This is a genomic window from Streptomyces sp. NPDC028928 (assembly GCF_055564915.1).
Genome location: NZ_JBVHVI010000025.1, coordinates 58,374 through 81,239, shown reverse-complemented (window position 1 = coordinate 81,239; position 22,866 = coordinate 58,374). Strand labels below are relative to the sequence as shown.

22 protein-coding genes are annotated in these 22,866 nt (G+C 67.4%); 14 read left to right on the top strand and 8 right to left on the bottom strand.

What is annotated here, in order from left to right; genetic code table 11:
* Positions 1-129: 129 nt before the first annotated feature.
* The 6 genes from ACZ4U1_RS38885 to ACZ4U1_RS38860 all read right to left on the bottom strand — a co-directional run bounded on the left by ACZ4U1_RS38885 (position 130) and on the right by ACZ4U1_RS38860 (position 4,601).
* The gene (locus ACZ4U1_RS38885; protein ID WP_467908894.1) at positions 130-450 is read right to left on the bottom strand and encodes an SCO5918 family protein; all 321 of its coding nucleotides are present in this window, start codon (positions 448-450) and stop codon (positions 130-132) included.
* A 122-nt stretch (positions 451-572) separates the two neighbouring features.
* A complete protein-coding gene (locus ACZ4U1_RS38880) occupies positions 573-893 on the bottom strand; it encodes a CBS domain-containing protein (protein ID WP_467908896.1) in 321 nt (106 codons plus the stop codon).
* Positions 894-1,025: 132 nt separating this feature from the next.
* Positions 1,026-2,513: a DEAD/DEAH box helicase gene (locus tag ACZ4U1_RS38875; protein ID WP_467908893.1), complete on the bottom strand. Its 1,488-nt coding sequence runs from the start codon at positions 2,511-2,513 to the stop codon at positions 1,026-1,028.
* A 180-nt stretch (positions 2,514-2,693) separates the two neighbouring features.
* Entirely contained in the window at positions 2,694-2,897 is a 204-nt protein-coding gene (locus ACZ4U1_RS38870; RefSeq protein WP_028799214.1) for a cold-shock protein, read from the bottom strand.
* Positions 2,898-3,581: 684 nt separating this feature from the next.
* On the bottom strand, positions 3,582-3,803 hold the full coding sequence (locus ACZ4U1_RS38865; protein WP_467908892.1) for a hypothetical protein: 222 nt from the start codon (positions 3,801-3,803) through the stop codon (positions 3,582-3,584).
* A 321-nt stretch (positions 3,804-4,124) separates the two neighbouring features.
* On the bottom strand, positions 4,125-4,601 hold the full coding sequence (locus ACZ4U1_RS38860) for an SUKH-3 domain-containing protein (RefSeq protein ID WP_467908891.1): 477 nt from the start codon (positions 4,599-4,601) through the stop codon (positions 4,125-4,127).
* A gap of 598 nt (positions 4,602-5,199) precedes the next feature.
* Between ACZ4U1_RS38860 and ACZ4U1_RS38855 the strand changes: the two genes are divergently transcribed.
* Both ACZ4U1_RS38855 and ACZ4U1_RS38850 read left to right on the top strand, forming a co-directional pair.
* Complete coding sequence (locus tag ACZ4U1_RS38855; RefSeq protein ID WP_467908890.1) at positions 5,200-5,562, top strand: hypothetical protein; 363 nt, start codon at positions 5,200-5,202, stop codon at positions 5,560-5,562.
* Between the two features lie 278 nt (positions 5,563-5,840).
* Positions 5,841-8,288 (top strand): non-reducing end alpha-L-arabinofuranosidase family hydrolase, encoded by a 2,448-nt coding sequence (locus ACZ4U1_RS38850; RefSeq protein WP_467908889.1) that lies wholly within the window; start codon positions 5,841-5,843, stop codon positions 8,286-8,288.
* A 177-nt stretch (positions 8,289-8,465) separates the two neighbouring features.
* Here ACZ4U1_RS38850 and ACZ4U1_RS38845 read toward each other — a convergent pair whose 3' ends face one another.
* Positions 8,466-10,148 (bottom strand): RICIN domain-containing protein, encoded by a 1,683-nt coding sequence (locus ACZ4U1_RS38845; protein WP_467908888.1) that lies wholly within the window; start codon positions 10,146-10,148, stop codon positions 8,466-8,468.
* Positions 10,149-10,570: 422 nt separating this feature from the next.
* Between ACZ4U1_RS38845 and ACZ4U1_RS38840 the strand changes: the two genes are divergently transcribed.
* The 9 genes from ACZ4U1_RS38840 (at position 10,571) to ACZ4U1_RS38800 (ending at position 20,593) form a co-directional block, all read left to right on the top strand.
* On the top strand, positions 10,571-10,909 hold the full coding sequence (locus tag ACZ4U1_RS38840; protein ID WP_467908887.1) for a hypothetical protein: 339 nt from the start codon (positions 10,571-10,573) through the stop codon (positions 10,907-10,909).
* 720 nt (positions 10,910-11,629) lie between these two features.
* Positions 11,630-13,969: a type I restriction-modification system subunit M/S gene (locus tag ACZ4U1_RS38835; protein ID WP_467908886.1), complete on the top strand. Its 2,340-nt coding sequence runs from the start codon at positions 11,630-11,632 to the stop codon at positions 13,967-13,969.
* The gene (locus ACZ4U1_RS38830; protein WP_467908885.1) at positions 13,966-14,262 is read left to right on the top strand and encodes a hypothetical protein; all 297 of its coding nucleotides are present in this window, start codon (positions 13,966-13,968) and stop codon (positions 14,260-14,262) included. Before ACZ4U1_RS38835 ends, ACZ4U1_RS38830 begins: the two co-directional genes overlap by 4 nt.
* A gap of 592 nt (positions 14,263-14,854) precedes the next feature.
* Positions 14,855-15,208 carry a hypothetical protein gene (locus tag ACZ4U1_RS38825; protein WP_467908884.1) on the top strand — a complete coding sequence of 118 codons (354 nt, stop codon included), beginning with the start codon at positions 14,855-14,857 and terminating at the stop codon, positions 15,206-15,208.
* Positions 15,205-16,518, top strand: a complete 1,314-nt coding sequence (locus tag ACZ4U1_RS38820) for a WXG100-like domain-containing protein (protein WP_467908883.1) — start codon at positions 15,205-15,207, stop codon at positions 16,516-16,518. The genes ACZ4U1_RS38825 and ACZ4U1_RS38820 overlap by 4 nt, the downstream gene beginning before the upstream one ends.
* On the top strand, positions 16,515-17,393 hold the full coding sequence (locus tag ACZ4U1_RS38815; protein ID WP_467908881.1) for a hypothetical protein: 879 nt from the start codon (positions 16,515-16,517) through the stop codon (positions 17,391-17,393). Before ACZ4U1_RS38820 ends, ACZ4U1_RS38815 begins: the two co-directional genes overlap by 4 nt.
* A gap of 661 nt (positions 17,394-18,054) precedes the next feature.
* On the top strand, positions 18,055-18,408 hold the full coding sequence (locus ACZ4U1_RS38810; RefSeq protein ID WP_467908884.1) for a hypothetical protein: 354 nt from the start codon (positions 18,055-18,057) through the stop codon (positions 18,406-18,408).
* Complete coding sequence (locus tag ACZ4U1_RS38805; protein ID WP_467908883.1) at positions 18,405-19,718, top strand: WXG100-like domain-containing protein; 1,314 nt, start codon at positions 18,405-18,407, stop codon at positions 19,716-19,718. The genes ACZ4U1_RS38810 and ACZ4U1_RS38805 overlap by 4 nt, the downstream gene beginning before the upstream one ends.
* The gene (locus tag ACZ4U1_RS38800; protein WP_467908881.1) at positions 19,715-20,593 is read left to right on the top strand and encodes a hypothetical protein; all 879 of its coding nucleotides are present in this window, start codon (positions 19,715-19,717) and stop codon (positions 20,591-20,593) included. The genes ACZ4U1_RS38805 and ACZ4U1_RS38800 overlap by 4 nt, the downstream gene beginning before the upstream one ends.
* A 534-nt stretch (positions 20,594-21,127) precedes the next feature.
* Here the strand turns inward: ACZ4U1_RS38800 and ACZ4U1_RS38795 are convergent.
* Complete coding sequence (locus tag ACZ4U1_RS38795) at positions 21,128-21,370, bottom strand: hypothetical protein (RefSeq protein WP_467908880.1); 243 nt, start codon at positions 21,368-21,370, stop codon at positions 21,128-21,130.
* Positions 21,371-21,707: 337 nt separating this feature from the next.
* Here ACZ4U1_RS38795 and ACZ4U1_RS38790 point away from each other — a divergent pair, with 337 nt between their 5' ends.
* The 3 genes from ACZ4U1_RS38790 to ACZ4U1_RS38780 are packed head-to-tail and all read left to right on the top strand — an operon-like array spanning position 21,708 to position 22,854.
* A complete protein-coding gene (locus ACZ4U1_RS38790) occupies positions 21,708-22,061 on the top strand; it encodes a hypothetical protein (RefSeq protein WP_467908879.1) in 354 nt (117 codons plus the stop codon).
* Positions 22,058-22,384, top strand: coding sequence for a hypothetical protein (locus tag ACZ4U1_RS38785; RefSeq protein ID WP_467908878.1), 327 nt, complete (start codon positions 22,058-22,060; stop codon positions 22,382-22,384). The genes ACZ4U1_RS38790 and ACZ4U1_RS38785 overlap by 4 nt, the downstream gene beginning before the upstream one ends.
* Positions 22,381-22,854, top strand: coding sequence for a hypothetical protein (locus tag ACZ4U1_RS38780; protein ID WP_467908877.1), 474 nt, complete (start codon positions 22,381-22,383; stop codon positions 22,852-22,854). Before ACZ4U1_RS38785 ends, ACZ4U1_RS38780 begins: the two co-directional genes overlap by 4 nt.
* Positions 22,855-22,866: the final 12 nt, after the last annotated feature.

The following is a 22,866-nucleotide window of genomic DNA, read 5'->3' as shown; positions in this document are numbered from 1 at the left end:
CCCCCCCCCCCCCCCCCCCCCCCCCCCCCCCCCCCCCCCCCCCCCCCCCCCCCCCCCCCCCCCCCCCCCCCCCCCCCCCCCCCCCCCCCCCCCGGGACCGGGATCCTGCGGGCGGTTTCCCGCCCGTCCTCATACGGCCATGGGGCCGGTGCCGCCGAGCAGTGCCGAGGCGATCCGGAGCGGAGTGGCTCCGGCCACGTCCACGGGTGCGGCCTCCGGGCGGGCGTGGCAGGTGAAGCCGAGGCGCGTCATGGCCCGCACGACTTCGCCGGCGGTGAAGTCACGGGGGTCCTGTCGCGTGACGACCCGGCCCACCTGTTTGACGGGGTAGCGGCGGCGGCCGATGGTCACGGACTCACCCGTGACCGGCTCGGGCCTGACACCCTTCATCGAGGCCAGCACCCCGGTCCTGGTCAGGTCGAACGGGTACCGGGCGATGACACAGCGCATGATGCCTCACAGGGGAGAAGTCGCGGGGAGTGGGAGAACGGGCTGCCCGGGGCGAGGCGGACCAGACGGACCAGACGGATCAGGCGGATCGGGCGATCAGACGGGTCGGGCGATCAGGCGGATCAGTGCGAGAGGGCGAGTGCGCCCGGAACCCGGCCGTACTCACCGGCTCCGCCGGGGTGGGCGCCGGGCGAGGGCAGCGATCCGTCGAGGACATCCCGCAGACGGATCCGGTCCGTGTACGCGGAACTGTCGCGGAGTACGGCGAGCCGGACCAGGGTGATCGAGCCCGTGCTCTGGTCGTCCCCGTCGCACACGGTCAGGTACTCGACCCGGGCACCCGCCATGACGGCCAGAGCCACCTCGACGGTCATGTCGTCACACACCCGGGGCCCGTGCCCTTCGATGTCCTCGACCACGGTCACGGGGGTGGGCTCCGGCATGCGGTAGTGCGTTCGCGCTGGCGTCAAGGGTGTCTCCTTCGGTGAGGGCTGGGCGGCGGGTGGGCCCCCGCGACCCCGTGAGAGCACTGCGGCTCCCGGCAGGCCCCAGGGGGTCCGGGTACTGCGCCGGCCTCAAGCAGCCGAGTCGTTGCCGGGCCGCCGCTGCGCCCTGCGGCGCGTCCCCGCGCCGACGGGCCGGCCCTGACCGGTGCCGCCCCGGCGACGGGACGGCGAAGACGCGCGGCGAGGGCGTTCCACGACAGGCGCGGTGATGACCACCGGGACGCCGGAGGGAGCCTGGGCGCCTGTGATGCGGCTCAGCTCCGCCTCGCCCGAGCGGACCGGGGTGATGCGCGGGGTGATGCCGGCCGAGGCCATCAGCCGGGTCATGCCGCGGCGCTGGGCCGGGGTGACCAGGGTGACGACGCTGCCGGACTCCCCGGCACGGGCCGTACGGCCGCCGCGGTGCAGGTAGTCCTTGTGGTCGCCGGGCGGATCCACGTTGACGACCAGGTCGAGGCTGTCGACGTGGATGCCGCGGGCCGCGACGTTGGTGGCCACCAGGACGGTGACGTGACCGTCCTTGAACTGCGCCAGGGTCCGGGTGCGCTGCGGCTGGGACCGGCCGCCGTGCAGGGCCGCGGCGCGGACACCGCTGTTCAGCAGGTGCTCGGTCAGCCGGTCCACGGCGTGCTTGGTGTCCAGGAACATGATGACCCGGCCGTCCCGGGCCGCGATCTCGGTGGTCGTGCGGTGCTTGTCCGCGTCGTGCACGTGGAGAACGTGGTGCTCCATCGTGGTGACGGCACCGGCCGACGGGTCGACGGAGTGCACCACCGGGTCGGTCAGGTAGCGGCGGACCAGCAGGTCGACGTTGCGGTCCAGCGTGGCGGAGAACAGCAGCCGCTGGCCCTCGGGGCGTACCTGGTCGAGCAGGGCGGTGACCTGCGGCATGAAGCCCATGTCGGTCATCTGGTCGGCCTCGTCGAGAACGGTGATGCCGACGTCGTCGAGCCGGCAGTCCCCCCGGTCGATGAGATCCTTGAGCCGGCCGGGCGTCGCGACGACCACCTCCGCGCCGCCCCGCAGCGCACTCGCCTGCCTGCCGATGGACATGCCGCCGACGACGGTGGCGAGCCGCAGCCGCACGGAGCGGGCGTAGGGCGCGAGCGCGTCGGTGACCTGCTGGGCCAGCTCACGGGTGGGGACGAGGATCAGGGCCAGCGGCCGGCGCGGCTCGGCGCGCCGGCCCGCCGTACGGGCCAGTACCGCGAGGCCGAAGGCGAGGGTCTTGCCCGACCCGGTGCGGCCGCGACCGAGTACGTCACGGCCGGCCAGGGAGTTCGGCAGGGTCGCCGCCTGGATCGGGAAGGGTACGGTCACGCCTTCCTGGCCGAGCGTGGTCAGCAACGGCGCCGGCATGGCGAGATCGGCGAACGCCTCGACAGCGGGCAACGCGGGTGTGACCGTCTTCGGCAGCGCGAACTCGGCCCGCGCGGGCTGTCGGTTTCCGTAACCGTTGGAGCGGCGCGGAACGCCGGAGCGGCCCGCGGCGGCGCTTCCTCCGAGACGGTCGTACGTCCGATTGGTGCGTGCGCGAGTGGAGCGGGTGCGGTTCATGCGGAACCTTCCTCGATGCGGGCACGTATCAAGGAATTTCCGCAGCAGAATGAGCGGCGCAGAGAATCGCGAGAACGGGCCGAAAATGACAGGGTCGAATCACCCTGGGAATGAAGCGAGCTGGGGCCCGCACCCCAAGGTGCGGGCCCCAGCTGCGAAGTATGCGTCAGTGCCGGTGCGTCAGGCGGGAACGATGTTCTCGGCCGTCGGACCCTTCTGGCCCTGCGCGATGTCGAACGACACCTTCTGGCCTTCCAGCAGCTCGCGGAAGCCCTGGGTGGCGATGTTCGAGTAGTGGGCGAAGACGTCGGCGCCGCCGCCGTCCTGCTCGATGAAGCCGAAGCCCTTTTCCGCGTTGAACCACTTGACGGTGCCAGTAGCCATTTTGTTTCTCCTTCGGAGACGGTGCCAGGAAAACGCCGTGTGCGTATTCCGTGTCGCCGTGATGATCGGCCGTCGGAAAAACCTTCTGGCAACCACACCTGCAACTGATGACGACAGTAGCACGCCGGTGTCGGCCCTGTGCGGTAAATAATTCGGCGCCGCCCTGTGGCTCAGGAATATTTATCGGGGACCGCATCGATTTCTAATGTCGCGACCACAGATATTGGTTCCCGGAGGTGCAGTGCTGCCGCCGAGCGTTTCCGCCCACAGCGCTGTGACCTCGTACGACGGTCTGGACGCGGCCGCTGTCGCCATCAGCGGACGGGGTACCGACGAGCGCGCCGGCCCCCCGGCCGGGAGAGGAAGGCCACATGGCACATGGCACATGGGGCGCCGGAGACGGCCTGCGGTCAGTTGCCCCCACCGTCAGTCATGGAGCCAAACCGACTTGGACCGCGCCGCACGCATGCCTGAGGCGGGCTCCTGTGCGCCCTCGCTCGGCAAGGTTTCGTCCGGCCCAAGGTCGGGAGCGAGGAAGGGATCTGTCGCCGGAGGCGGCGATGTCGTGGCGGAACGGCGGGGTTGCCCGTCCGGGGCGGAGAACAGCGGCGTGAGGATCAGAGGTCTCTCTTTCGTTGCAGGTCCCTGAAGGGGCCTGGGGTGCCGTGACCGGGCACAGCGGTCCTACAGCTTGGTCATCTTGGCGTACGGGCTCAAGATCCGCACTTGCGCCGAGCCGAAATCCACGAGCGCCGCGATTCCGTCCTCGATGCCGATCACCCGGCCGAGGCCGTACACGTCATGGGTGACCTGGTCGCCCACGGCGAAGTGCTTGGGAGCCGGTGTGACCGGCGCTTTGAAGGGGCTGGTGGCCAGATGACGCTTCGGTGCAGCAGGCTTTGTCATGGCTCAGTATGAGCCCATGTGCGCCCCTGCTCGCTGTGGCCGTCGGCACAGATCGGGACGGGACGTCCGGCAAGCGGCGGCTGATCCCCCCGCGCAACACCAAGGCCCAGGCCTCTGACCTGGGCCTTCACACGGGAGCGGGTGACGAGAATCGAACTCGCGCTCTCAGCTCCGCAGCAAGCTGCCGAGTGCCGTCCACGTCCGCCCAGGGCCCCCTGGTCGAAGCCACCCGCAGGGGGCCGCGTACGGCGGCGCACGCCCGCCTTCGCCGGACCGGCGGTCAGGGCGCGGGATGACGGGACCGCGGTCACCGGAACAGGCTCAGGCATAGTAGTCCTCCGCGTGTTCGAGCGGATGCCCGCGCGAATAACTCATCCATGCCGAGTACTTGTCATGGCCGAGGAAGTACTCACCGCTGTGATGCAGATAGAAGAACCGCCCCGCTTCGTCCATGAGGACCGTCCCGCCGTCGTACGTGTCGTGCGCGACGGGGAAGACCTTCTTCCCCAGTCCGTCGGCGAGTTCCTGAACGTCTTCCGCTGCGCCCCGGTACATGAGGGCCGGAAGGAACATCACGATGTCTTCGGGAGAGTCGTGCAGGGGTGCCACAAGGCCGATATGCTCGCGCAGAAAATCAAGAGCGGGCTGGATGACGTCAAGACTGCCGCCGTCCCTGCGGAATGATGCCTGACAGTCCTCGATCTCGGTGGCGGCAAGGTCGTCACACCTACGGCCCGGGTGCCATCCGGCCTTCGCCAGCCAGGCGTCAACTGCCTCGGGCGACTTCAATGCGGACACAGTTCTTGTCCTTTTCCAGGTCAAAAAATCCAGGCTTGTCCGGTTTCATGTCACCGGTCTGCCGAGTATGCACCTGTGCTCCCTCCATCACCCTTCTGATGCCATCGGTGGTCCGTATATCGACACCGTCACGCTCTGTATAGCGTGCAGTCCTGTCGGTCGATGTCGTCCAGGACGGACTGCAGGGCGGGATGCGTATCCAGATTCCCTGCCCAGCACAGGCTGCCCGACCGCGCGCGGATGCTGGCCCGGGTGCAACGCGGCATGACCGGCCCCGCCGTCCGTCACCGCGCGCGACCGTTCGCGAGGTCCGGGACCAGGGTCGCCCTCGCCGGGCTCGCCGCCGACGGCATCCTGACGACCGGCGGCCTCGCCGTCGCCGCCATCGTGGCGACCCCGTCGCCGTCGCCCACCGTGACCACGCCTGCCACCCCGCCCCCGACCGTCAGCCCCCCCGCACCCGACATCGGCCCACCCCACTCCTGTCGCGCCGGCCCCTGGCCACCACCCCGGGCAGCGTGCGCCCGACTCCGCCGACCACCAGTCCATCGCCGACCGCCGGCGAGAGCCAGAAGGGCCGCTGCGGTCGGCCGGCTCGGTGGACCCGCACAGCACCGTCTACTGGACGCAGAGCAACCTCACCCTCAAGACGACCCAGCCGCTCACCTCGCTCACGATCGAGATCCGGATCGTGCAGTCCGGCGGGGTGAAGAACACCGGCACCTGGCAGACCCTGCCGAGTGGTGACTTCACCGTCACCGTCCAGGAGGCCGGCGGCGCGCTGGTCCACCGCGGGGTCCTCAAGCCGGGCCCGACCGTGCCGGCCGGGAGCCATGAGTTCGCCGCGCAGTTCGACAACGGCGCCGGCGTGCGCAGTGCCGCGGGCGACGGCTACCTCGTCGACGCACAGGGTTCGGGCGGCTTCGCGTCGGTCCGGGGAGGGTTCGTCCCGACCCGGTGAACGCCGCTGTGCGGCAAGGCGACGAGTCCCCTTGCCGCACAGGTCGGTGGGAGAACAAGTACCCGAACTGCTGGTACGGGGTCCAGTCGGACGGGCCGGCGTTCGGTCCCGTCGGCGTAGCCGGCCTCCATGGTGGCCGGCAGATCGCCGTGGAGCTGGGGTGGGGGACGGTGACGGCGGCCGTGAGAATTCTTCCCTCGATCGCGGCAACCTTTGTGTGCGTGGCGGCAACTGGCGGGTGACCGGGGCCGGATCAAGGCCCGCTGCGCCAGAAGGACATGCCGTTGTCAGATCAGAACCGCTCTCATCGCCGCCGGCCGGCCACCCGCCGCGTGCTCGCCGCCGCCGTGGTCCTCGCCGCCGCAGGTGCCGCCGTACCACTGGTCGCCCTGGCCGCACGCACGCCGGAGGCCCCCACACCGACCACGGCCGCCGACGCGGCGGCCGGCAGCGGCCGTTACTTCGGCACGGCAGTGGCCGCGGGCAAGCTCGGCAACTCCACGTACTCCTCCATTCTCGACCGGGAATTCAAGATGATCACCCCGGAGAACGAGATGAAGTGGGACGCCATCGAACCCTCCCGCGGGTCGTTCACCTTCGCCGCCGCCGACTCGATCGTCAGCCACGCCTCCTCGCAGGGCCAGCGCCTGCGCGGCCACACCCTGGTCTGGCACTCCCAACTGCCCGGCTGGGTCAAGTCCATCACCGACGCCAGCACCCTGCGCGCGGTGATGAAGAACCACATCACCCAGGAGATGACCCACTACAAGGGCAAGATCTACGCCTGGGACGTGGTCAACGAGGCCTTCGCCGACGGCGGCAGCGGCCGGCACCGCAGCTCCGTGTTCCAGGACGTACTGGGCAACGGCTTCATCGAGGAGGCCTTCCGCACCGCCCGGGACGCCGACCCCTCCGCCAAGCTCTGCTACAACGACTACAACATCGAGAACTGGTCCGACGCCAAGACCCAGGGCGTCTACAAGATGGTCAAGGACTTCAAGTCCCGCGGTGTGCCCATCGACTGCGTCGGCTTCCAGAGCCACTTCGGAAGCAGCGGTCCGCCGGCCAGCTTCCGGACCACCCTGTCCAACTTCGCCGCGCTCGGCGTGGACGTGCAGATCACCGAGCTCGACATCGCCCAGGCGTCTGCCACCGCGTACACCCACGCCGTCCAGGCGTGCATGAACGTCGCTCGCTGCACGGGCATCACGGTGTGGGGCATCCGCGACAGCGACTCCTGGCGCACCGGTGAGAACGCCCTGCTGTTCGACGCGGGCGGCAACAAGAAGCCCGCCTACAACGCCGTGCTCACCGCCCTGGGCAGCACCGGCAGCGGCGGCACACAGGCCGGGGGCATCACCTCCGGCACCGTCTACACGCTCTCCAACGCGGCCGCCGGACGCGTTCTCGACGAGCCCGCGGGACAGAACCACAACGGCACCCCGCTCCAGGTGTGGGACGCCGGCGGCGCCTCCAACCAGCAGTGGCGGGCCAACCGGAACAGCGACGGCTCCTACACCCTGACCAATATCGCCAGCGGCCGGGTACTGGACGAGCCGGCCAACCGGACGGCCAACGGGACGAGGATGACGGTCTGGGACGCCAATGGTCGCGCCCACCAGCACTGGAAGGCCAACCGGAACAGCGACGGCTCCTACACGCTGACCAACGTCGCCAGCGGCCGGGCGCTGGAGATCCCCGGCGGTCGGACCGCCAACGGCACTCCCGTCCAGATCTGGGACACCAACGGCGGCGGCGCCAACCAACGCTGGAACTTCCAGCCGACCGCGGCGCCGAAGAACGACACGTGTGCTCTTCCGTCGACATACCGGTGGACCTCGACGGACGCGCTGGCGCAGCCGGCGAACGGGTGGGCCTCGCTGAAGGACTTCACCACCGTGACCTACAACGGCAAGCACCTGGTCTACGGGTCGAACTACTCGGGATCGGCCTACGGCTCGATGGCGTTCAGCCCCTTCACGAACTGGTCGGACATGGCGTCGGCCCGCCAGACCGGCATGAGCGAGAAGGCGGTGGCGCCCACGCTGTTCTACTTCGCGCCCAAGAAGATCTGGGTGCTGGCGTACCAGTGGGGTCCGTGGCCCTTCAGCTACCGCACCTCCAGCGACCCCACCAACCCCAACGGCTGGTCCGCGCCGCAGCCGCTGTTCACCGGCAGCATCCCCCGCACCGACTCCGCCACCGGCCCGATCGACCCGACCCTGATCGCCGACGACAAGAACATGTACCTGTTCTTCGCCGGTGACAACGGCAAGATCTACAAGTCGGCCATGCCGATCGGCAACTTCCCCGGCAGCTTCGGCTCGTCGTACACGACCGTCATGAGCGACTCGGTGAAGAACCTGTTCGAGGCACCGCAGGTCTACAAGGTCCAGGGCCGGAACCAGTACCTCATGATCGTCGAGGCTCGCGGTGCGAGCGAGCAGCGCTACTTCCGCTCCTTCACCGCCACCAGCCTGAACGGTCCGTGGACCCCGCAGGCCGCCACCGAGTCCAACCCCTTCGCGGGCAAGGCCAACAGCGGCGCCACCTGGACCAACGACATCAGCCACGGCGACCTGGTCCGCACCAACCCCGACCAGACCATGACCATCGACCCCTGCAACCTGCAGTTCCTCTACCAGGGCAAGTCCCCCAACACACCGCCGAACACCTCCTACGACAACCTGCCGTACCGGCCCGGCATCCTCACCCTGAAGCGCTGACCCGCCTGATCGACACTCACCACCACGAGGAGCCCCAGCCGTGCATCGGCTGGGGCTCCAATCGTTGAGGGACCGGACGGAGGCTCGGCGAGGCTTTGTCGGGCTGATGGGTGGGCTCCTGGCCCTGCGCGGCATGGCCGGCGCCGACCGGAGAACTTCTCAGCCCGTCAGCTTCACCTACTTGAGTGCTGTCCCGCCCGAGTTGTGATAGGCGATCGTCTTGTTGATCAGGTTCCCGCCGTCGGACTCGACCGTGGTCTGTTCCTCCTGCCCTGGACCGAAGAACAGGCCGGCGACATGGGCGTTCGCGACCTGGTTCATGTGTGCGAAGAACCAGTCCACCTTGTCGTCCTTGTAATGGTTGCGGGTGTTGTTCTGCGCCTTGTTGCCCACGGGGATCTGCCACAGGACCACCGGCCTGCCCACGGACTCGGCCATCGTCTTGTAGAACTGCAGCGCGGCGGCGGCCTTCTGGTCGGTCCAGAAGTGGTCACTGCCGCCGTGGGCCGGCAGTGCGTACCAGCCTGCGTCGCGGTCCGACACATCGGTGGCCAGGAAGTCGGCGTGCTGCGCCCCGAGGCTCGCGTAGTCCTTGACGCAAGCCTGTGGGTTGGTCTCCCAGTCGAAGCAAGAAAGGTGCATCCCCACGGCGGTGTTCGGCGCATACTTGTGCGCCATCGAGATCAGGCACTGGGCGAGTCCGGCGGCGCTGTTCTCCTGTGATCCGCAATCCGTCGGATTCGCGCCCGAGACCTGTGCGGGAACCTGGTGCGGATTGCCGAGCGACCGGACGTAGCCCCAGAAGTCGGGCTCAAGGTCGATCGCGTCGTGCGACTTGCCGATCTTCTGGAGGAAGAAACGGTAGTCGTTCAGGTACCGGGTGAGCAGGTCAAGCCGGTTGATGGCCTTGACCTCGCCCGGGCCGTCGCCCTGGCCTGCCGCATCCCCGAGGTCGCGCAACGAGTACCAGGTCCAGAGCATCTTCTGTGGACGCGGGCTGCCCTTGTACGTCGCGTGGGCCGCCACGTCGTCCCGCCAGGTCACGTACGTGCCGGGCGCCGTGGTGCTGCCGTTCCAGCAGCCCCACCAGCTCGACCACGCGTCCTGGCAGCGCGCTGCCGTGTAATAGTCCGACGAGGGCGCGGGCTGGCTGTGTACATAGGCGTAGCGCATGTCGAACGGCGCGGCGGTCGCCGAGGCGTCGGACATCGAGCCGCCGATGAGCACCTTGTCACTGCCCATGAAGCGTTTCGTCGAGCTGCCGCCACCGGCCGGGGGCGACGACGGCGACGGTCGCGTGCCGCTCGGAGTCTGGCTTGCGGGAACGCTGCCGCCCGGCGCGGTGGGCGTACCGGCGCCGCCGACGCTCCCGGCCGGGACGAGCTTCCACTGCTGATCGGCACCGCCCCGGTCGCGGTTCTGGACGACTTTGCCCCCGTCGGCCTCGGCGGCGTTGCGGACACCGACAGCCATGCCACTGAAGCGATTGACCAAACGCACGTAGCCGTTCGGCGACTTGGCCAGTTTGAACTGCTGGTTCTCGGCGTTCAGGTCTTTCCACTGAACGATGGCGGAGCCGGCGGTCTTCGACCAGCCGAGGTCGTCCAGCACCTTGCCGGAGGTCCGGTTCTTCAGCCGGTAGTACCCGTCACCCGCGTCGATGAACCGCCACTGCTGGTTGGCCCCGCCGTGGCGCGCCCACTGCACCACCGCCGCGCCGTCGCTCGTGGCGGAGGCGCGGTCGTCCAGCACCTTGCCGCTGTTGCGGTTGACCAGCACGTACCACTTCTTCAGATCCAGGGTTTTCTGCTGCGCCGAAGCCTGGCTGACCACGACAGCCGAGCCGGCCACGACCACCATGGTGAGACCCGCCCAGAGACCCCGATGCGCGAGCAACCGACGGCCACGGTGCCTCGGGCGACCACCGCGCGCGCCGCCGTCGGCACGGTGGCCGCTGCCGCGGGACGCCGCGGATGACGTGGGGGGACCGGGGACATGTCTGTGCTCTCGTTCCAGGGACATGCCTGTGCTCTCTTTCAGCTGTTGCATCTGACCGGACCACTTGGCCGGACAACGCTGAGTGGTCCGAGAGGTCGAAAAGGTTGCCGCGAAGATCCACAGATCGTTTCGCCTTGACCGTTTCCCGTTCGCTGCGGAGCGCGGCACGCCTGACGCCGGCGGTGGCGAACGCCTGATGGCTGGTCGGGGAACGTGCGGGACAGCAGCGAGATCCCGACCCGGCAAGGCCGCTCCGAGAGCCCCTTCGACGCCACGGCATTCCCGTGCTGCTCTTCCACATCCCTGTGGATGACCCACTCTGGCAGGGGCTCGCCGATCCAGCTGCGCGAGGTGGCCGCAATGTCAGAGAGGCCAACAGTGTTGTTCTTCGCGGCTACGAGCAGGACATTCACCAGGGCATCGCCGACATCGCGGCCGGCAAGGCCGTCTGGGACGACGCCACCAGCCGTTACGAGGTAAACGGGCGCACGTACGGCGTCGAGGACACGCGCACGGTGTACCCCGACAGTGGCGCGGCATCGTCAAGCTCGACCGGAACGAATACGCCGCCCTCCAGCGGATCGCCAAGGCCAAGGGCGACCTCAGCGCAGCACCGCAGCTGACACGGAATCCGCGCTTCACAAACAACCCAGAGGCCGTACAGAAGACCCTGGACTCCTCATCGCGGAGCCCCTGACTCCCGACGCCGTCACGGCCGCACTTGCGCAGTGCCTGAACGTGGGCGTCCAGGCGGTGGACGTCGCCGACGAGGACACAGACCAGGACCTGCGCGACTGGGATGCCACTTCGATCTCCACGACGGGCACCCTGGTACCCAAGGTGGCGAGCGCGGCGAGATTCAGCGGCTCAAGATCGACGTTTTTACCTGGCCAGTAAAGACCTCGGTCCTCAATGCGAGGACCTTGCTGCCCGAGGTGGGGAGGCAGCCCGATGGAGTGGATCGCCGCGGTCGACATCCCGGGCCGGCACGGCTTGCGCGAGCCTTCCTAACAGCGGGGATCGATGTCGCCACAAGCTGCCGTCTCATCCAAAGTGTTAAGCCCGTAATCATCCTTAGGTCGCGAACCAGCGTCGATGGCGAAAGTAGCGAGGGTCAAATATGCACAAAACTGGCGCCTTGCTCTTGGCTCGTTCACGGGTGTGCCAGGAGCCGGTATCTGAGTACTTGAAGTACTCATGAGACGGCAGCGCGACGACCGCCCTAGGCTCATGCCCAACGAACGCCACTCCAGGGCTACTTCGAAGGAATACGAGGCGTGATGAAGAACAGAACGGGCATGTCTGACGGTGATCGCCTTCTGACGCGCACGGAGATTGCGGCCATGGCAGGGGTGACACGCGCGGCGGTCACCACATGGGAGCGGCGGGCGGCGGACTTTCCCACCCCCCGACGTACCGCTGGCCAGGACTACTTCAACGCGTCCGAGATCCTCGGCTGGCTCGATGGAAGGCGGGTGCCGTCGCACCGCCGGGAATCGGGGGAGGGCGAACTCACCACCTACGGCGACCGGGCGCGGCGGCACTGGCCGGGCACCTCCGTCGCGCGGGAGGGGACGGCGCGAGAGCACGCCGGGCTCACGCTCGGTCCCAGCGAAAGGCCGGATCCGCGGGATGCCGAGATCGTCCGCAAGCTCATGGGGCCCCTGGCCGAGCGGGTGGGAGGCGCGGATCAGGCGGTCACCTATCTGAGCCTGCTGGCCGCGTTGCTCTTCCTGCGGGAGACGAGCCCGGGCTGCTGGCAGAAGGTGCAGGCGTACGTCATGACCGGTGCCGAGCCGCGGTCCAGCATCGCCCTGCTCAAGCTGGTCGGCTCGGAAACGGACGCGGTGCTGCGCGGCATGGGATCGCTGCCCGAGATGCAGAATGCACTCGCTCGCCTGGAGCCCCGGCGGTTCCAGGACCTCGCGCAGGTCGTCCGACTGGTCGGTGCGCTCGGCCCGAATGCCTTCCAGCTGTTGATCGAGGACTACGAGGAGCGCGCGCAGCTGCGCAGCCGGGAATTCTTCACACCGCTCCCGGTGGCACGCCTGATGGCGGCGTTGGGACGGGCGGCCAGGAAAAGCCCCCCGAGCAGCGTGTACGACCTGTACTTCCGTGGTGGGGAACTCCTCGGCGCGGCAGCCGACACCGCCATGTGGGCGAGACGCAGGCCCGGCGCCGCCGACGCTCCCTTGCCCAGGCTGCTGGGACAGACGCCGAAGCGAGTGACGTTGTCGCTGGCCAGTATGGGCCTGGCGTTGCGCGGAGTCCCGTTCGCTCTGCAGCTGAAGACCCGCGGGCGTCCCTGGGAGGAGAACTGGCCCCAGGAGCCGGTCGATCTGGTTCTCACCAACCCGCCCTTCAATATGAAGGACACCTCGCAGGAGACAACGCGCACCGGGCACTGGCCCTATGGGGCTCCTCCGGTAGGCAACGACAACCTTGCCTATCCCCAGTACGCCTTGTCCGTCCTGGCCGAGGGCGGGCGCGCAGCGGTGGTCATGCCGAACAAGGCCGGCAACTCCGGGAACGCGGCGGAGCGGGCGATCCGTCGGGCACTGGTGGAGCAGGGTGTCGTGGAGTGCGTTGTCGCGCTACCCGACAAACTCTTCTCCGGCACCCCGGTACCCGTGTGCGTGTGGCTGCTGCGGCACCCGGCCGACGCCGGTGACCATGTCCTGTTCCTGGACGCGCGGGACCTGGGCGCCATGCGGCGCGGCGGGCGCAGAGTGCTCGCCTACGACGACGTCCAAGCCGTCCTCGACTCGTACCTGGCTCTCAGCCCCTGGGAAGGACCCGCCCGACCGGACGACCCACCTCCGGCGACCGTACCCAGCGCGCGCGTCGACAAGGAGGCGCTGCGCCGCAACGACTACTCGCTCAATCCGATCGACCACATCGGTCGGTCGCCGGCCCCGGACTCCGGCACGGCCGGTATGGCGGAGGCGGAAGCCTGGGCCGAGGTGTCGTGGCTGAGGGAGAGATGCGCCGAACTGGACGAGCGCACCGTCGGCCTGCTCGCCGAGCTGGAGACCAGCCGGGTGCGTCAGGCGCCTCGGCACAGGGCCACGCTCGCGGAGCTGTGCGAGATCCAGACCGGCCCGTCGCACGCGCTGCTGGCGCCGCGGGACCGGACTCCGTACGGCGTGGTGCCGGTCGTCTTCCCTAAACACCTGCGGGACGGGCGGGTGACCGACAGCGCCGACGAGCGCGTTTCGCCGGAGCTCGCAGAACGGCTGACGCGCTACCGACTCGCGCCAGGTGACATCGTCTGTGTCCGCTCGGGCGCCATGGGGCCACCGGCCATGGTGCGGGGGGACCAGACGGGGTGGCTCATGAGCTCCAACGTGATCAGGCTCCGCTGCCGCCAGGACGTCGGAGTCCTGCCTCCCTACCTGCTCGCCGTGCTGAGCCGTCCGGACGCCGTGAACTGGGTCAGGGATCGAGCGGCCGCCACTGCGGCTCCGTTCATCACCAAGGACGCACTGGGGCGCCAGGAAGTCCTGCTTCCGCCCCTCGACGTGCAGCAGGAGATCGCCGAACTGCTGACGCTCCTCGGGGAGCGCTCCGATGCCCACCGGGAACTGGCGGCAGCCATCACCCACGCACGAGGGCTGTTCGTCGACCAGCTGGCGAGCGCCTCGCCCTCCTCTCGGGACAGCGAAAGGAAGCCCCGATCATGACCACCACCGACCCCACGCGCCTGTCCTGGTCCGTCGCCTGGGCACTCTGGCTTCTGGTGATCGTGCTCTTCTCCCTGCTGGTCGCCGTGTGCGTCGCCGCTCTCAAGTACGCGACCGGGACGGGCATCGCTGACTTGATCCTTTACGCGGGGGGCGCGTTCGGTACGACCGCAGGGCTGTGCTTCGCCGCGGTAGGAGCAATTACGACGCTACGTAATTGGACCATGACGGACGACCACCGCAACCTGTCGCGTGAATCGAACGACACGAACCGGTCTACTGGCTCTGCCTGATGGCGGGCCGGGCCGGTGTCCCGGCCATGGACCGTGAATAACGACACCCCAGCCTGCTCTTGAAACGAACAAACCCCAGGTTGCTGACCTGGGGTTTCAATCTGGAGCGGGTGACGAGAATCGAACTCGCGCTCTCAGCTTGGGAAGCGACGGCGCTTCGGCGGCCAGAGCGGCTGTGACTTGGGCGTATGCAATCTGGTGATGCTCTCGTGTGGGCGAGATGGCACCGCTGTTGACCGTAGTTGTCCGTCCTGAAGGGCACGCCGAGGGCACGACCACGTAAGAGGGTGTGGGGTCCTGCGCGCATGTGCTCTACAGACCCCGGTACTACGTTGGTGCGAGGACCGGTCTCGGAAGATTCTTTGCGCGTGCGCAGGCGGGTGGGCGAACGGCTTCGAGTCCGTCATGGTGCACGCTCTGCCGGCTGCCGCAGCACTACCGTCCCGGTCCTTGCAGGCGAGGGCCGCCGTCTGCCTTCCAGCGAGTCCCGCACATCCAGGAAGAAGGCTGCACCCCGAACGAGGCAATCACGCAGGGCCGTCACGGGCGAGCCTGCTCACGCCTCAGTCAACGGAGGGGGAGACGTCGAGTCGTGGGTGACAGCGGCGAGGTACTCGACATCAAGATCGCCGACCTCAAGGCGACAGCACCTCACTTTCACGATCAGAGCGTTGCTCTCGCGCAAGCGCTCACCAAGTTGAAGCGCGGGCTGGCTGCGGCCGGCTCTCCTTGGGGTGACGACGAGCAGGGCGAGAAGTTCCACAAGGCCTACGGCCCGCACGTCAAACAGATCGAGCAGTCCACCCAGATCCTCGCTGACGGCCTGGCCAGCATTCGCGAAGCCATGGTCGACATGGCCGACGGGCACATCGACAACGAAGAGCTGATCCGAGGCATGTTCAGCCGGATCCGCGTTGATCGCGACACCAAGGGCGACGGCAAGTGAGTGTCGCGGACAAGGCCCGCAAGGTCGTCCAGGACCTTACGGGCATGTGGTGGCCGGACGCCGATGAAGACGGGTTGCGGGACGCCGCGAAGGCGTGGAGGGACTTCGCCGACGACGTCGACGATGTCACCTCCGGTGCCAACAAGGCGGCGCGCTCCATCATCGAGCACAACAAGGGCGAGGCCATCTCCGCCTTCGACGACCCGTACTGGCGTCGCTACTACCACGATGGGCAAGGCTGGCTGAAGGATCTGGCCGACGCCGCTCGTGACATGGCCAAGGCCCTGGACGCATACGCGGACGCCGTACACAGCGCGAGGAAGAAGCTGGAACACGAGCTGGAGATCGTCGGCGCCACACTCGTCGCCGGCACGGCCCTGGCCATCTTCACCGCGGGCATCTCGGAGGGCGCGGCAGCAGCGGCAGCGGTCACTGTCGCGGACATGGCCGCCGGCCTGGGCATCGCAGTGACCGAGGAGATCGCCACCATCGCGGGCACCACCCTGGCCACCGCAGCCTTCGCCGGCGTCGAATCCATCACGGTGGATCTCGCCGTCACGCAGCCTGTCTCTATCGCTTTGGGCGAGCAGAAGGGCGGACTCAGCCTCGATGAGGCACGGCAGGCCGGCGCGTACGGGGCCCTCACCGGTGGTCTCCTCGGAGGGGCCGGCGCCACTTACCGAGCCGTTCGCGCCGGAGGCTTGACCAGCTTTTTCGACAGCATCGACATCGATCTCGCCGGACCTCGCATGGCCCTGACCGGGATACCGGGTGATCTCGCAGGAGCTTCTGGGGACCTCGCCGTCGGCAACGGTTACGCGATGAGGGTCAGTGGCTCCGGAACCGGCGGGACCGGGCCGGGACGGGGGCCATGGCCGGTGGTCGATGGCGTCAAGGGGCCAGCGGCCGGCAAAAGCCTCATGTACCCGCACGCTCGGCATACTGTCGCGGGGGCAGGAAGCGGCGAGATCAAGACAGTGAACAGTGTGATCCTTCGTGGTTACGAGCAGCATGTGAATCAGGACCTCGCTGACATCGCTGCGGGCCAGGGCAGGTGGGACAAAGACCTCAGCCGCTACGAGGTCAACGGGCGCCTGTATGAGGTGGAACCCTCGGGCAAGGTGTATCCCGACAGCGGCAAGGGCATCGTCAAGCTCGACCGGAACGAGTACGCCGCGCTCAAAGAGATCGTCAAAGCCAAGGGTGACATCAGCGCAGCCCCGCAGCTGACCCGCGCACCGCGCTTCACCAACAATCCAGGGATCGTGCAGAAGGCCTTGGACATCTACAACGGGACCTATCAGCCATGACGTACAACCTCCTCACCGTGGAGTCTCTGAGCCTCGACACCGTCACAGCGGCACTCGCGCGGTGTCTGAATGTGCGGGAGCAGGAGGTGGACGTCGCCGACGAGGACACCGACCAAGAGCTGCGCAACTGGGACGCCCTGGTGTTCTGCGAAATGGCAACAGTGCTGGGGGACGTGTCCACGTCCCTGGACATCTACGTCCAGGAGTCCGTGCAGCCACAACCCAGCGAGCGCCAGCTGGCATCAGCCTTCGCCCGGGTGGCGGGTACCGTCGTCCTCTTTCCCGCCGAGGAAGTGCCGCCGAGCGCGTACTGGCTGGCCACGGAAGACGGGCTGATCACAAGAGCACGCCTGTATGACTCGGACGACGAAGAAGCCCACTACGTGATTGACACGGTTGAGGCCCCCGTCAGCCGACTTCCGCGTGTCACTGTCGCCCGCATCCCCGAAGTGGTCCGCGAACTGAAGATTGCCACCCCGGTCAAGGACGTTTTCGCCGGGCATCTGCACCGCATGTTTCCGGAGGAGACCAACACGCCGGGAACAGCGTTCTGGGAAGCGAGGAGTTCCCTGGGGGCCTGGGAGAAGCTCGTCCGGCACATGGAATCCGCATGGGCCCCGTCCGGCTGGTGTCCACCTGATCTGTACCTTGAACGACTCGAGGCGAGGGACGAACTTGAGCGGGTGAGCGAACAACTCCCCGGGACGGTCTCCGCACTGATGCAGAACGCCCTTGAGTCCTTGGACGCCCTCTTCGTCGAGCTGACAGTCGACGACACCGGCGGCTTGCTCCGCAAGGAGCTGCTTCCTGCGGAGGGTGCCGCCTCGGCACACGGGTGGTGGTGGAACCGCCGCCCTGAGCCCCTGCCCTGGTGATGCGGCGGACCGGCGCCCTGCTGTAGTCCGGCTTGGCCGGCCCCTGTCTGAGACGCGCTGCGTGCGCCATTGGCTCCGAGGAGCGTCGATGGCGCTGTGACGCGGCGTGCCGCACCCCAAATTGGCCTAGACAACAAGTGAACCCCAAGTCGCTGACTTGGGGTTTCTATGTGGAGCGGGTGACGAGAATCGAACTCGCGCTCTCAGCTTGGGAAGCGACGGCGCTTCGGCGGCCAGAGCGGCTGTGACTTGGGCGTATGCAATCTGGTGATGCTCTCGTGTGGGCGAGATGGCACCGCTGTTGACCGTAGTTGTCCGTCCTGAAGGGCACGCCGAGGGCACGACCACGTAAGAGGGTGTGGGGTCCTGCGCGCATGTGCTCTACAGACCCCGGTACTACGTTGGTGCGAGGACCGGTCTCGGAAGATTCTTTGCGCGTGCGCAGGCGGGTGGGCGAACGGCTTCGAGTCCGTCATGGTGCACGCTCTGCCGGCTGCCGCAGCACTACCGTCCCGGTCCTTGCAGGCGAGGGCCGCCGTCTGCCTTCCAGCGAGTCCCGCACATCCAGGAAGAAGGCTGCACCCCGAACGAGGCAATCACGCAGGGCCGTCACGGGCGAGCCTGCTCACGCCTCAGTCAACGGAGGGGGAGACGTCGAGTCGTGGGTGACAGCGGCGAGGTACTCGACATCAAGATCGCCGACCTCAAGGCGACAGCACCTCACTTTCACGATCAGAGCGTTGCTCTCGCGCAAGCGCTCACCAAGTTGAAGCGCGGGCTGGCTGCGGCCGGCTCTCCTTGGGGTGACGACGAGCAGGGCGAGAAGTTCCACAAGGCCTACGGCCCGCACGTCAAACAGATCGAGCAGTCCACCCAGATCCTCGCTGACGGCCTGGCCAGCATTCGCGAAGCCATGGTCGACATGGCCGACGGGCACATCGACAACGAAGAGCTGATCCGAGGCATGTTCAGCCGGATCCGCGTTGATCGCGACACCAAGGGCGACGGCAAGTGAGTGTCGCGGACAAGGCCCGCAAGGTCGTCCAGGACCTTACGGGCATGTGGTGGCCGGACGCCGATGAAGACGGGTTGCGGGACGCCGCGAAGGCGTGGAGGGACTTCGCCGACGACGTCGACGATGTCACCTCCGGTGCCAACAAGGCGGCGCGCTCCATCATCGAGCACAACAAGGGCGAGGCCATCTCCGCCTTCGACGACCCGTACTGGCGTCGCTACTACCACGATGGGCAAGGCTGGCTGAAGGATCTGGCCGACGCCGCTCGTGACATGGCCAAGGCCCTGGACGCATACGCGGACGCCGTACACAGCGCGAGGAAGAAGCTGGAACACGAGCTGGAGATCGTCGGCGCCACACTCGTCGCCGGCACGGCCCTGGCCATCTTCACCGCGGGCATCTCGGAGGGCGCGGCAGCAGCGGCAGCGGTCACTGTCGCGGACATGGCCGCCGGCCTGGGCATCGCAGTGACCGAGGAGATCGCCACCATCGCGGGCACCACCCTGGCCACCGCAGCCTTCGCCGGCGTCGAATCCATCACGGTGGATCTCGCCGTCACGCAGCCTGTCTCTATCGCTTTGGGCGAGCAGAAGGGCGGACTCAGCCTCGATGAGGCACGGCAGGCCGGCGCGTACGGGGCCCTCACCGGTGGTCTCCTCGGAGGGGCCGGCGCCACTTACCGAGCCGTTCGCGCCGGAGGCTTGACCAGCTTTTTCGACAGCATCGACATCGATCTCGCCGGACCTCGCATGGCCCTGACCGGGATACCGGGTGATCTCGCAGGAGCTTCTGGGGACCTCGCCGTCGGCAACGGTTACGCGATGAGGGTCAGTGGCTCCGGAACCGGCGGGACCGGGCCGGGACGGGGGCCATGGCCGGTGGTCGATGGCGTCAAGGGGCCAGCGGCCGGCAAAAGCCTCATGTACCCGCACGCTCGGCATACTGTCGCGGGGGCAGGAAGCGGCGAGATCAAGACAGTGAACAGTGTGATCCTTCGTGGTTACGAGCAGCATGTGAATCAGGACCTCGCTGACATCGCTGCGGGCCAGGGCAGGTGGGACAAAGACCTCAGCCGCTACGAGGTCAACGGGCGCCTGTATGAGGTGGAACCCTCGGGCAAGGTGTATCCCGACAGCGGCAAGGGCATCGTCAAGCTCGACCGGAACGAGTACGCCGCGCTCAAAGAGATCGTCAAAGCCAAGGGTGACATCAGCGCAGCCCCGCAGCTGACCCGCGCACCGCGCTTCACCAACAATCCAGGGATCGTGCAGAAGGCCTTGGACATCTACAACGGGACCTATCAGCCATGACGTACAACCTCCTCACCGTGGAGTCTCTGAGCCTCGACACCGTCACAGCGGCACTCGCGCGGTGTCTGAATGTGCGGGAGCAGGAGGTGGACGTCGCCGACGAGGACACCGACCAAGAGCTGCGCAACTGGGACGCCCTGGTGTTCTGCGAAATGGCAACAGTGCTGGGGGACGTGTCCACGTCCCTGGACATCTACGTCCAGGAGTCCGTGCAGCCACAACCCAGCGAGCGCCAGCTGGCATCAGCCTTCGCCCGGGTGGCGGGTACCGTCGTCCTCTTTCCCGCCGAGGAAGTGCCGCCGAGCGCGTACTGGCTGGCCACGGAAGACGGGCTGATCACAAGAGCACGCCTGTATGACTCGGACGACGAAGAAGCCCACTACGTGATTGACACGGTTGAGGCCCCCGTCAGCCGACTTCCGCGTGTCACTGTCGCCCGCATCCCCGAAGTGGTCCGCGAACTGAAGATTGCCACCCCGGTCAAGGACGTTTTCGCCGGGCATCTGCACCGCATGTTTCCGGAGGAGACCAACACGCCGGGAACAGCGTTCTGGGAAGCGAGGAGTTCCCTGGGGGCCTGGGAGAAGCTCGTCCGGCACATGGAATCCGCATGGGCCCCGTCCGGCTGGTGTCCACCTGATCTGTACCTTGAACGACTCGAGGCGAGGGACGAACTTGAGCGGGTGAGCGAACAACTCCCCGGGACGGTCTCCGCACTGATGCAGAACGCCCTTGAGTCCTTGGACGCCCTCTTCGTCGAGCTGACAGTCGACGACACCGGCGGCTTGCTCCGCAAGGAGCTGCTTCCTGCGGAGGGTGCCGCCTCGGCACACGGGTGGTGGTGGAACCGCCGCCCTGAGCCCCTGCCCTGGTGATGCGGCGGACCGGCGCCCTGCTGTAGTCCGGCTTGGCCGGCCCCTGTCTGAGACGCGCTGCGTGCGCCATTGGCTCCGAGGAGCGTCGATGGCGCTGTGACGCGGCGTGCCGCACCCCAAATTGGCCTAGACAACAAGTGAACCCCAAGTCGCTGACTTGGGGTTTCTATGTGGAGCGGGTGACGAGAATCGAACTCGCGCTCTCAGCTTGGGAAGCGACGGCGCTTGGGCGGGGGCTATGCCTCTGACCTGGGCATACGTCATCTCCTTGGGTGGTCGTGCGGGTCGGTTTGCGCCGCTGTTGACCGCTGCTTTCCGCTCTCAAGGGCACGCAATGGGCACGAAGCTCCAAGGGGGATCCCTGGACTGCCCTAGTCCTGGCAGGCATGCGGGGAGGGCATTGCTGAGGTGCGCGCCGTGACGCGGCGTTGCGGCAGCACATGTCCAGCCCGGGAGCCTGAAGAGTGAGGCGCTGCCGGGGAGTGCGGTCTGCTCGGCGCCGAGGATGCCGGTGCTGTGCCTTCTTCGGATGTGTCAAGTCCCCTTCAGCTCGTCGGGGTCCAGCGGCACGTCATCGAGGATCTCCACCGTCCACGTTTCCTGCAGGTGGGCTTCGTTGCTGGGGGCTGTCCGATCCGGAAGCGTGTTCATCACGTTGCTGATCCGAACGCCGAAACCGAGATGAGCTGCTGATTGGGCAAGCTCGTAAGCCTCCTTCAGATCACTGAGCCTCATCAGCTCTTTGATTACCGGCGGGTCGGTTACGTATCCGTCCACATCTTGACGTCCTTCTCCCACTGCCTCTCCTGTCAGCTCTGATCAGTGGTAAGTCCTGGCTGCCAGGGTGGCTGAGCGGCGGCGACACATACGGCCGATGGTCGTTCTTGGGCGGGATTCGATCGTTTGGTGACTGGAAAGTCGGAAGTGGCCGCATTGAAGCGGCGCATTGTACGTGCTTCCCACCGAGAGGTAGCCGGCTTCCCGGAAGGGGTCCCCTCGAACGAGGCATCCACCTCGACCGTGCCTGACGGGACGTCTATCAAGACAGGGACTCAGCCGCGGGTCGTATCCCCGCCACGAGACCACAACCCTTTACTCGATTCGAGGAGGCGCAGTGCCGCAGACGGCAGCAACCATCGACGACGCCAGTCGCATGGAGTCCCAAGGCGCGCAAGAGCACCAGGTAGTGGGCCGAGTTCTCGTGTCGGACAACGACAACCCGAACCGCTCGCCCGACGTCAAATCCGACCAGGTGACGGCCTTCGAGGCCCTCACCGCCGAGTACGGCCTCCGCGTGGTGGAGTGGGACACATCCGGCCTGGAGCCTGAGCTCCGCGAAGGCTACGTCGCCCATTACCTGGAGCAGAAGGGCGACCGGATCTTCGTCGTCCCTGTCGGCCAGGACCCGCGCACCCGTCTTTCAGCCCTCAGGGTCCTCCTCGCGCGCCAGGAGGTGACACCGGTATGACACTCCAGGACACCTCCGTGTGCGTCTATGAGGGAGGCCCCGCCGCAACGATTCGCTCCGGCAAGACCGGCAACCAATATGGGCTGTGTGCTTCGTGCGCCGACATCACTGAGCGCACCGATGCCGTCAGCGAGATCATGGAAGGCTTCCGCACTCGCATGCGGGAAGCTGGACGCCTTGACGAACGCATAGAGGACTTCATCAACGGTGTAATCATCTGCGCGCCGCTGGCGCCGGGCTCCGACCCGTTGGCCAGGATCAGCGCTGTTTTCCACCTCCTCGCCAAGAGGTGCGGAGTCGAAGCAGAGGTGACAGCAGCATGACGTCATCACCCGCCGCCCGTGTCATTGCCCAGCTCAAGGCCAACCACGTCGCTGCCAATGCGGTCGGGCTCGGAAGCCCAGCCCTGGACACCTGGTACGAGACGATCACCGAGATCGTCACTGACTCCCAGGACCCGGTGGCCACCATCGGCGCCATCGCTCAGCTCATCTCCCGCGAACGCGGCAAGGAACTCGCCTGTCAGCTCTACCGCGACTGCACCGAGACCGGGCCGCACTTCGATCACTGCCGGCACAATCTAAAGGTGGCGGGTAGCGACGAATACCCGGTCCTAGAGGCTGGCATGGTCGCCCTCTCGGGCGGGGACATGCAGCCGATCATCTACATCTCCAACGAGGAGTTCGCGGATGCTGTCTCCGTCCGTGCGAAGACCGCCGAGCTGAGGAGCCTGCTGGATCAGATTGATGAGATGGCTGACCGGGTCTTCGCTGACCATGAGGGCCGGTTATGACGGCGACGATGG

Coding starts and splice junctions, on each gene's coding strand:
- ACZ4U1_RS38885 (WP_467908894.1), bottom strand. CDS start 450: ATGCGCTGTGTCATCGCCCGGTACCCGTTCGACCTGACCAGGACCGGG.
- ACZ4U1_RS38880 (WP_467908896.1), bottom strand. CDS start 893: ATGCCGGAGCCCACCCCCGTGACCGTGGTCGAGGACATCGAAGGGCAC.
- ACZ4U1_RS38875 (WP_467908893.1), bottom strand. CDS start 2,513: ATGAACCGCACCCGCTCCACTCGCGCACGCACCAATCGGACGTACGAC.
- ACZ4U1_RS38870 (WP_028799214.1), bottom strand. CDS start 2,897: ATGGCTACTGGCACCGTCAAGTGGTTCAACGCGGAAAAGGGCTTCGGC.
- ACZ4U1_RS38865 (WP_467908892.1), bottom strand. CDS start 3,803: ATGACAAAGCCTGCTGCACCGAAGCGTCATCTGGCCACCAGCCCCTTC.
- ACZ4U1_RS38850 (WP_467908889.1), top strand. CDS start 5,841: ATGCCGTTGTCAGATCAGAACCGCTCTCATCGCCGCCGGCCGGCCACC.
- ACZ4U1_RS38845 (WP_467908888.1), bottom strand. CDS start 10,148: ATGGTGGTCGTGGCCGGCTCGGCTGTCGTGGTCAGCCAGGCTTCGGCG.
- ACZ4U1_RS38835 (WP_467908886.1), top strand. CDS start 11,630: ATGGCAGGGGTGACACGCGCGGCGGTCACCACATGGGAGCGGCGGGCG.
- ACZ4U1_RS38830 (WP_467908885.1), top strand. CDS start 13,966: ATGACCACCACCGACCCCACGCGCCTGTCCTGGTCCGTCGCCTGGGCA.
- ACZ4U1_RS38815 (WP_467908881.1), top strand. CDS start 16,515: ATGACGTACAACCTCCTCACCGTGGAGTCTCTGAGCCTCGACACCGTC.
- ACZ4U1_RS38800 (WP_467908881.1), top strand. CDS start 19,715: ATGACGTACAACCTCCTCACCGTGGAGTCTCTGAGCCTCGACACCGTC.
- ACZ4U1_RS38785 (WP_467908878.1), top strand. CDS start 22,058: ATGACACTCCAGGACACCTCCGTGTGCGTCTATGAGGGAGGCCCCGCC.
- ACZ4U1_RS38780 (WP_467908877.1), top strand. CDS start 22,381: ATGACGTCATCACCCGCCGCCCGTGTCATTGCCCAGCTCAAGGCCAAC.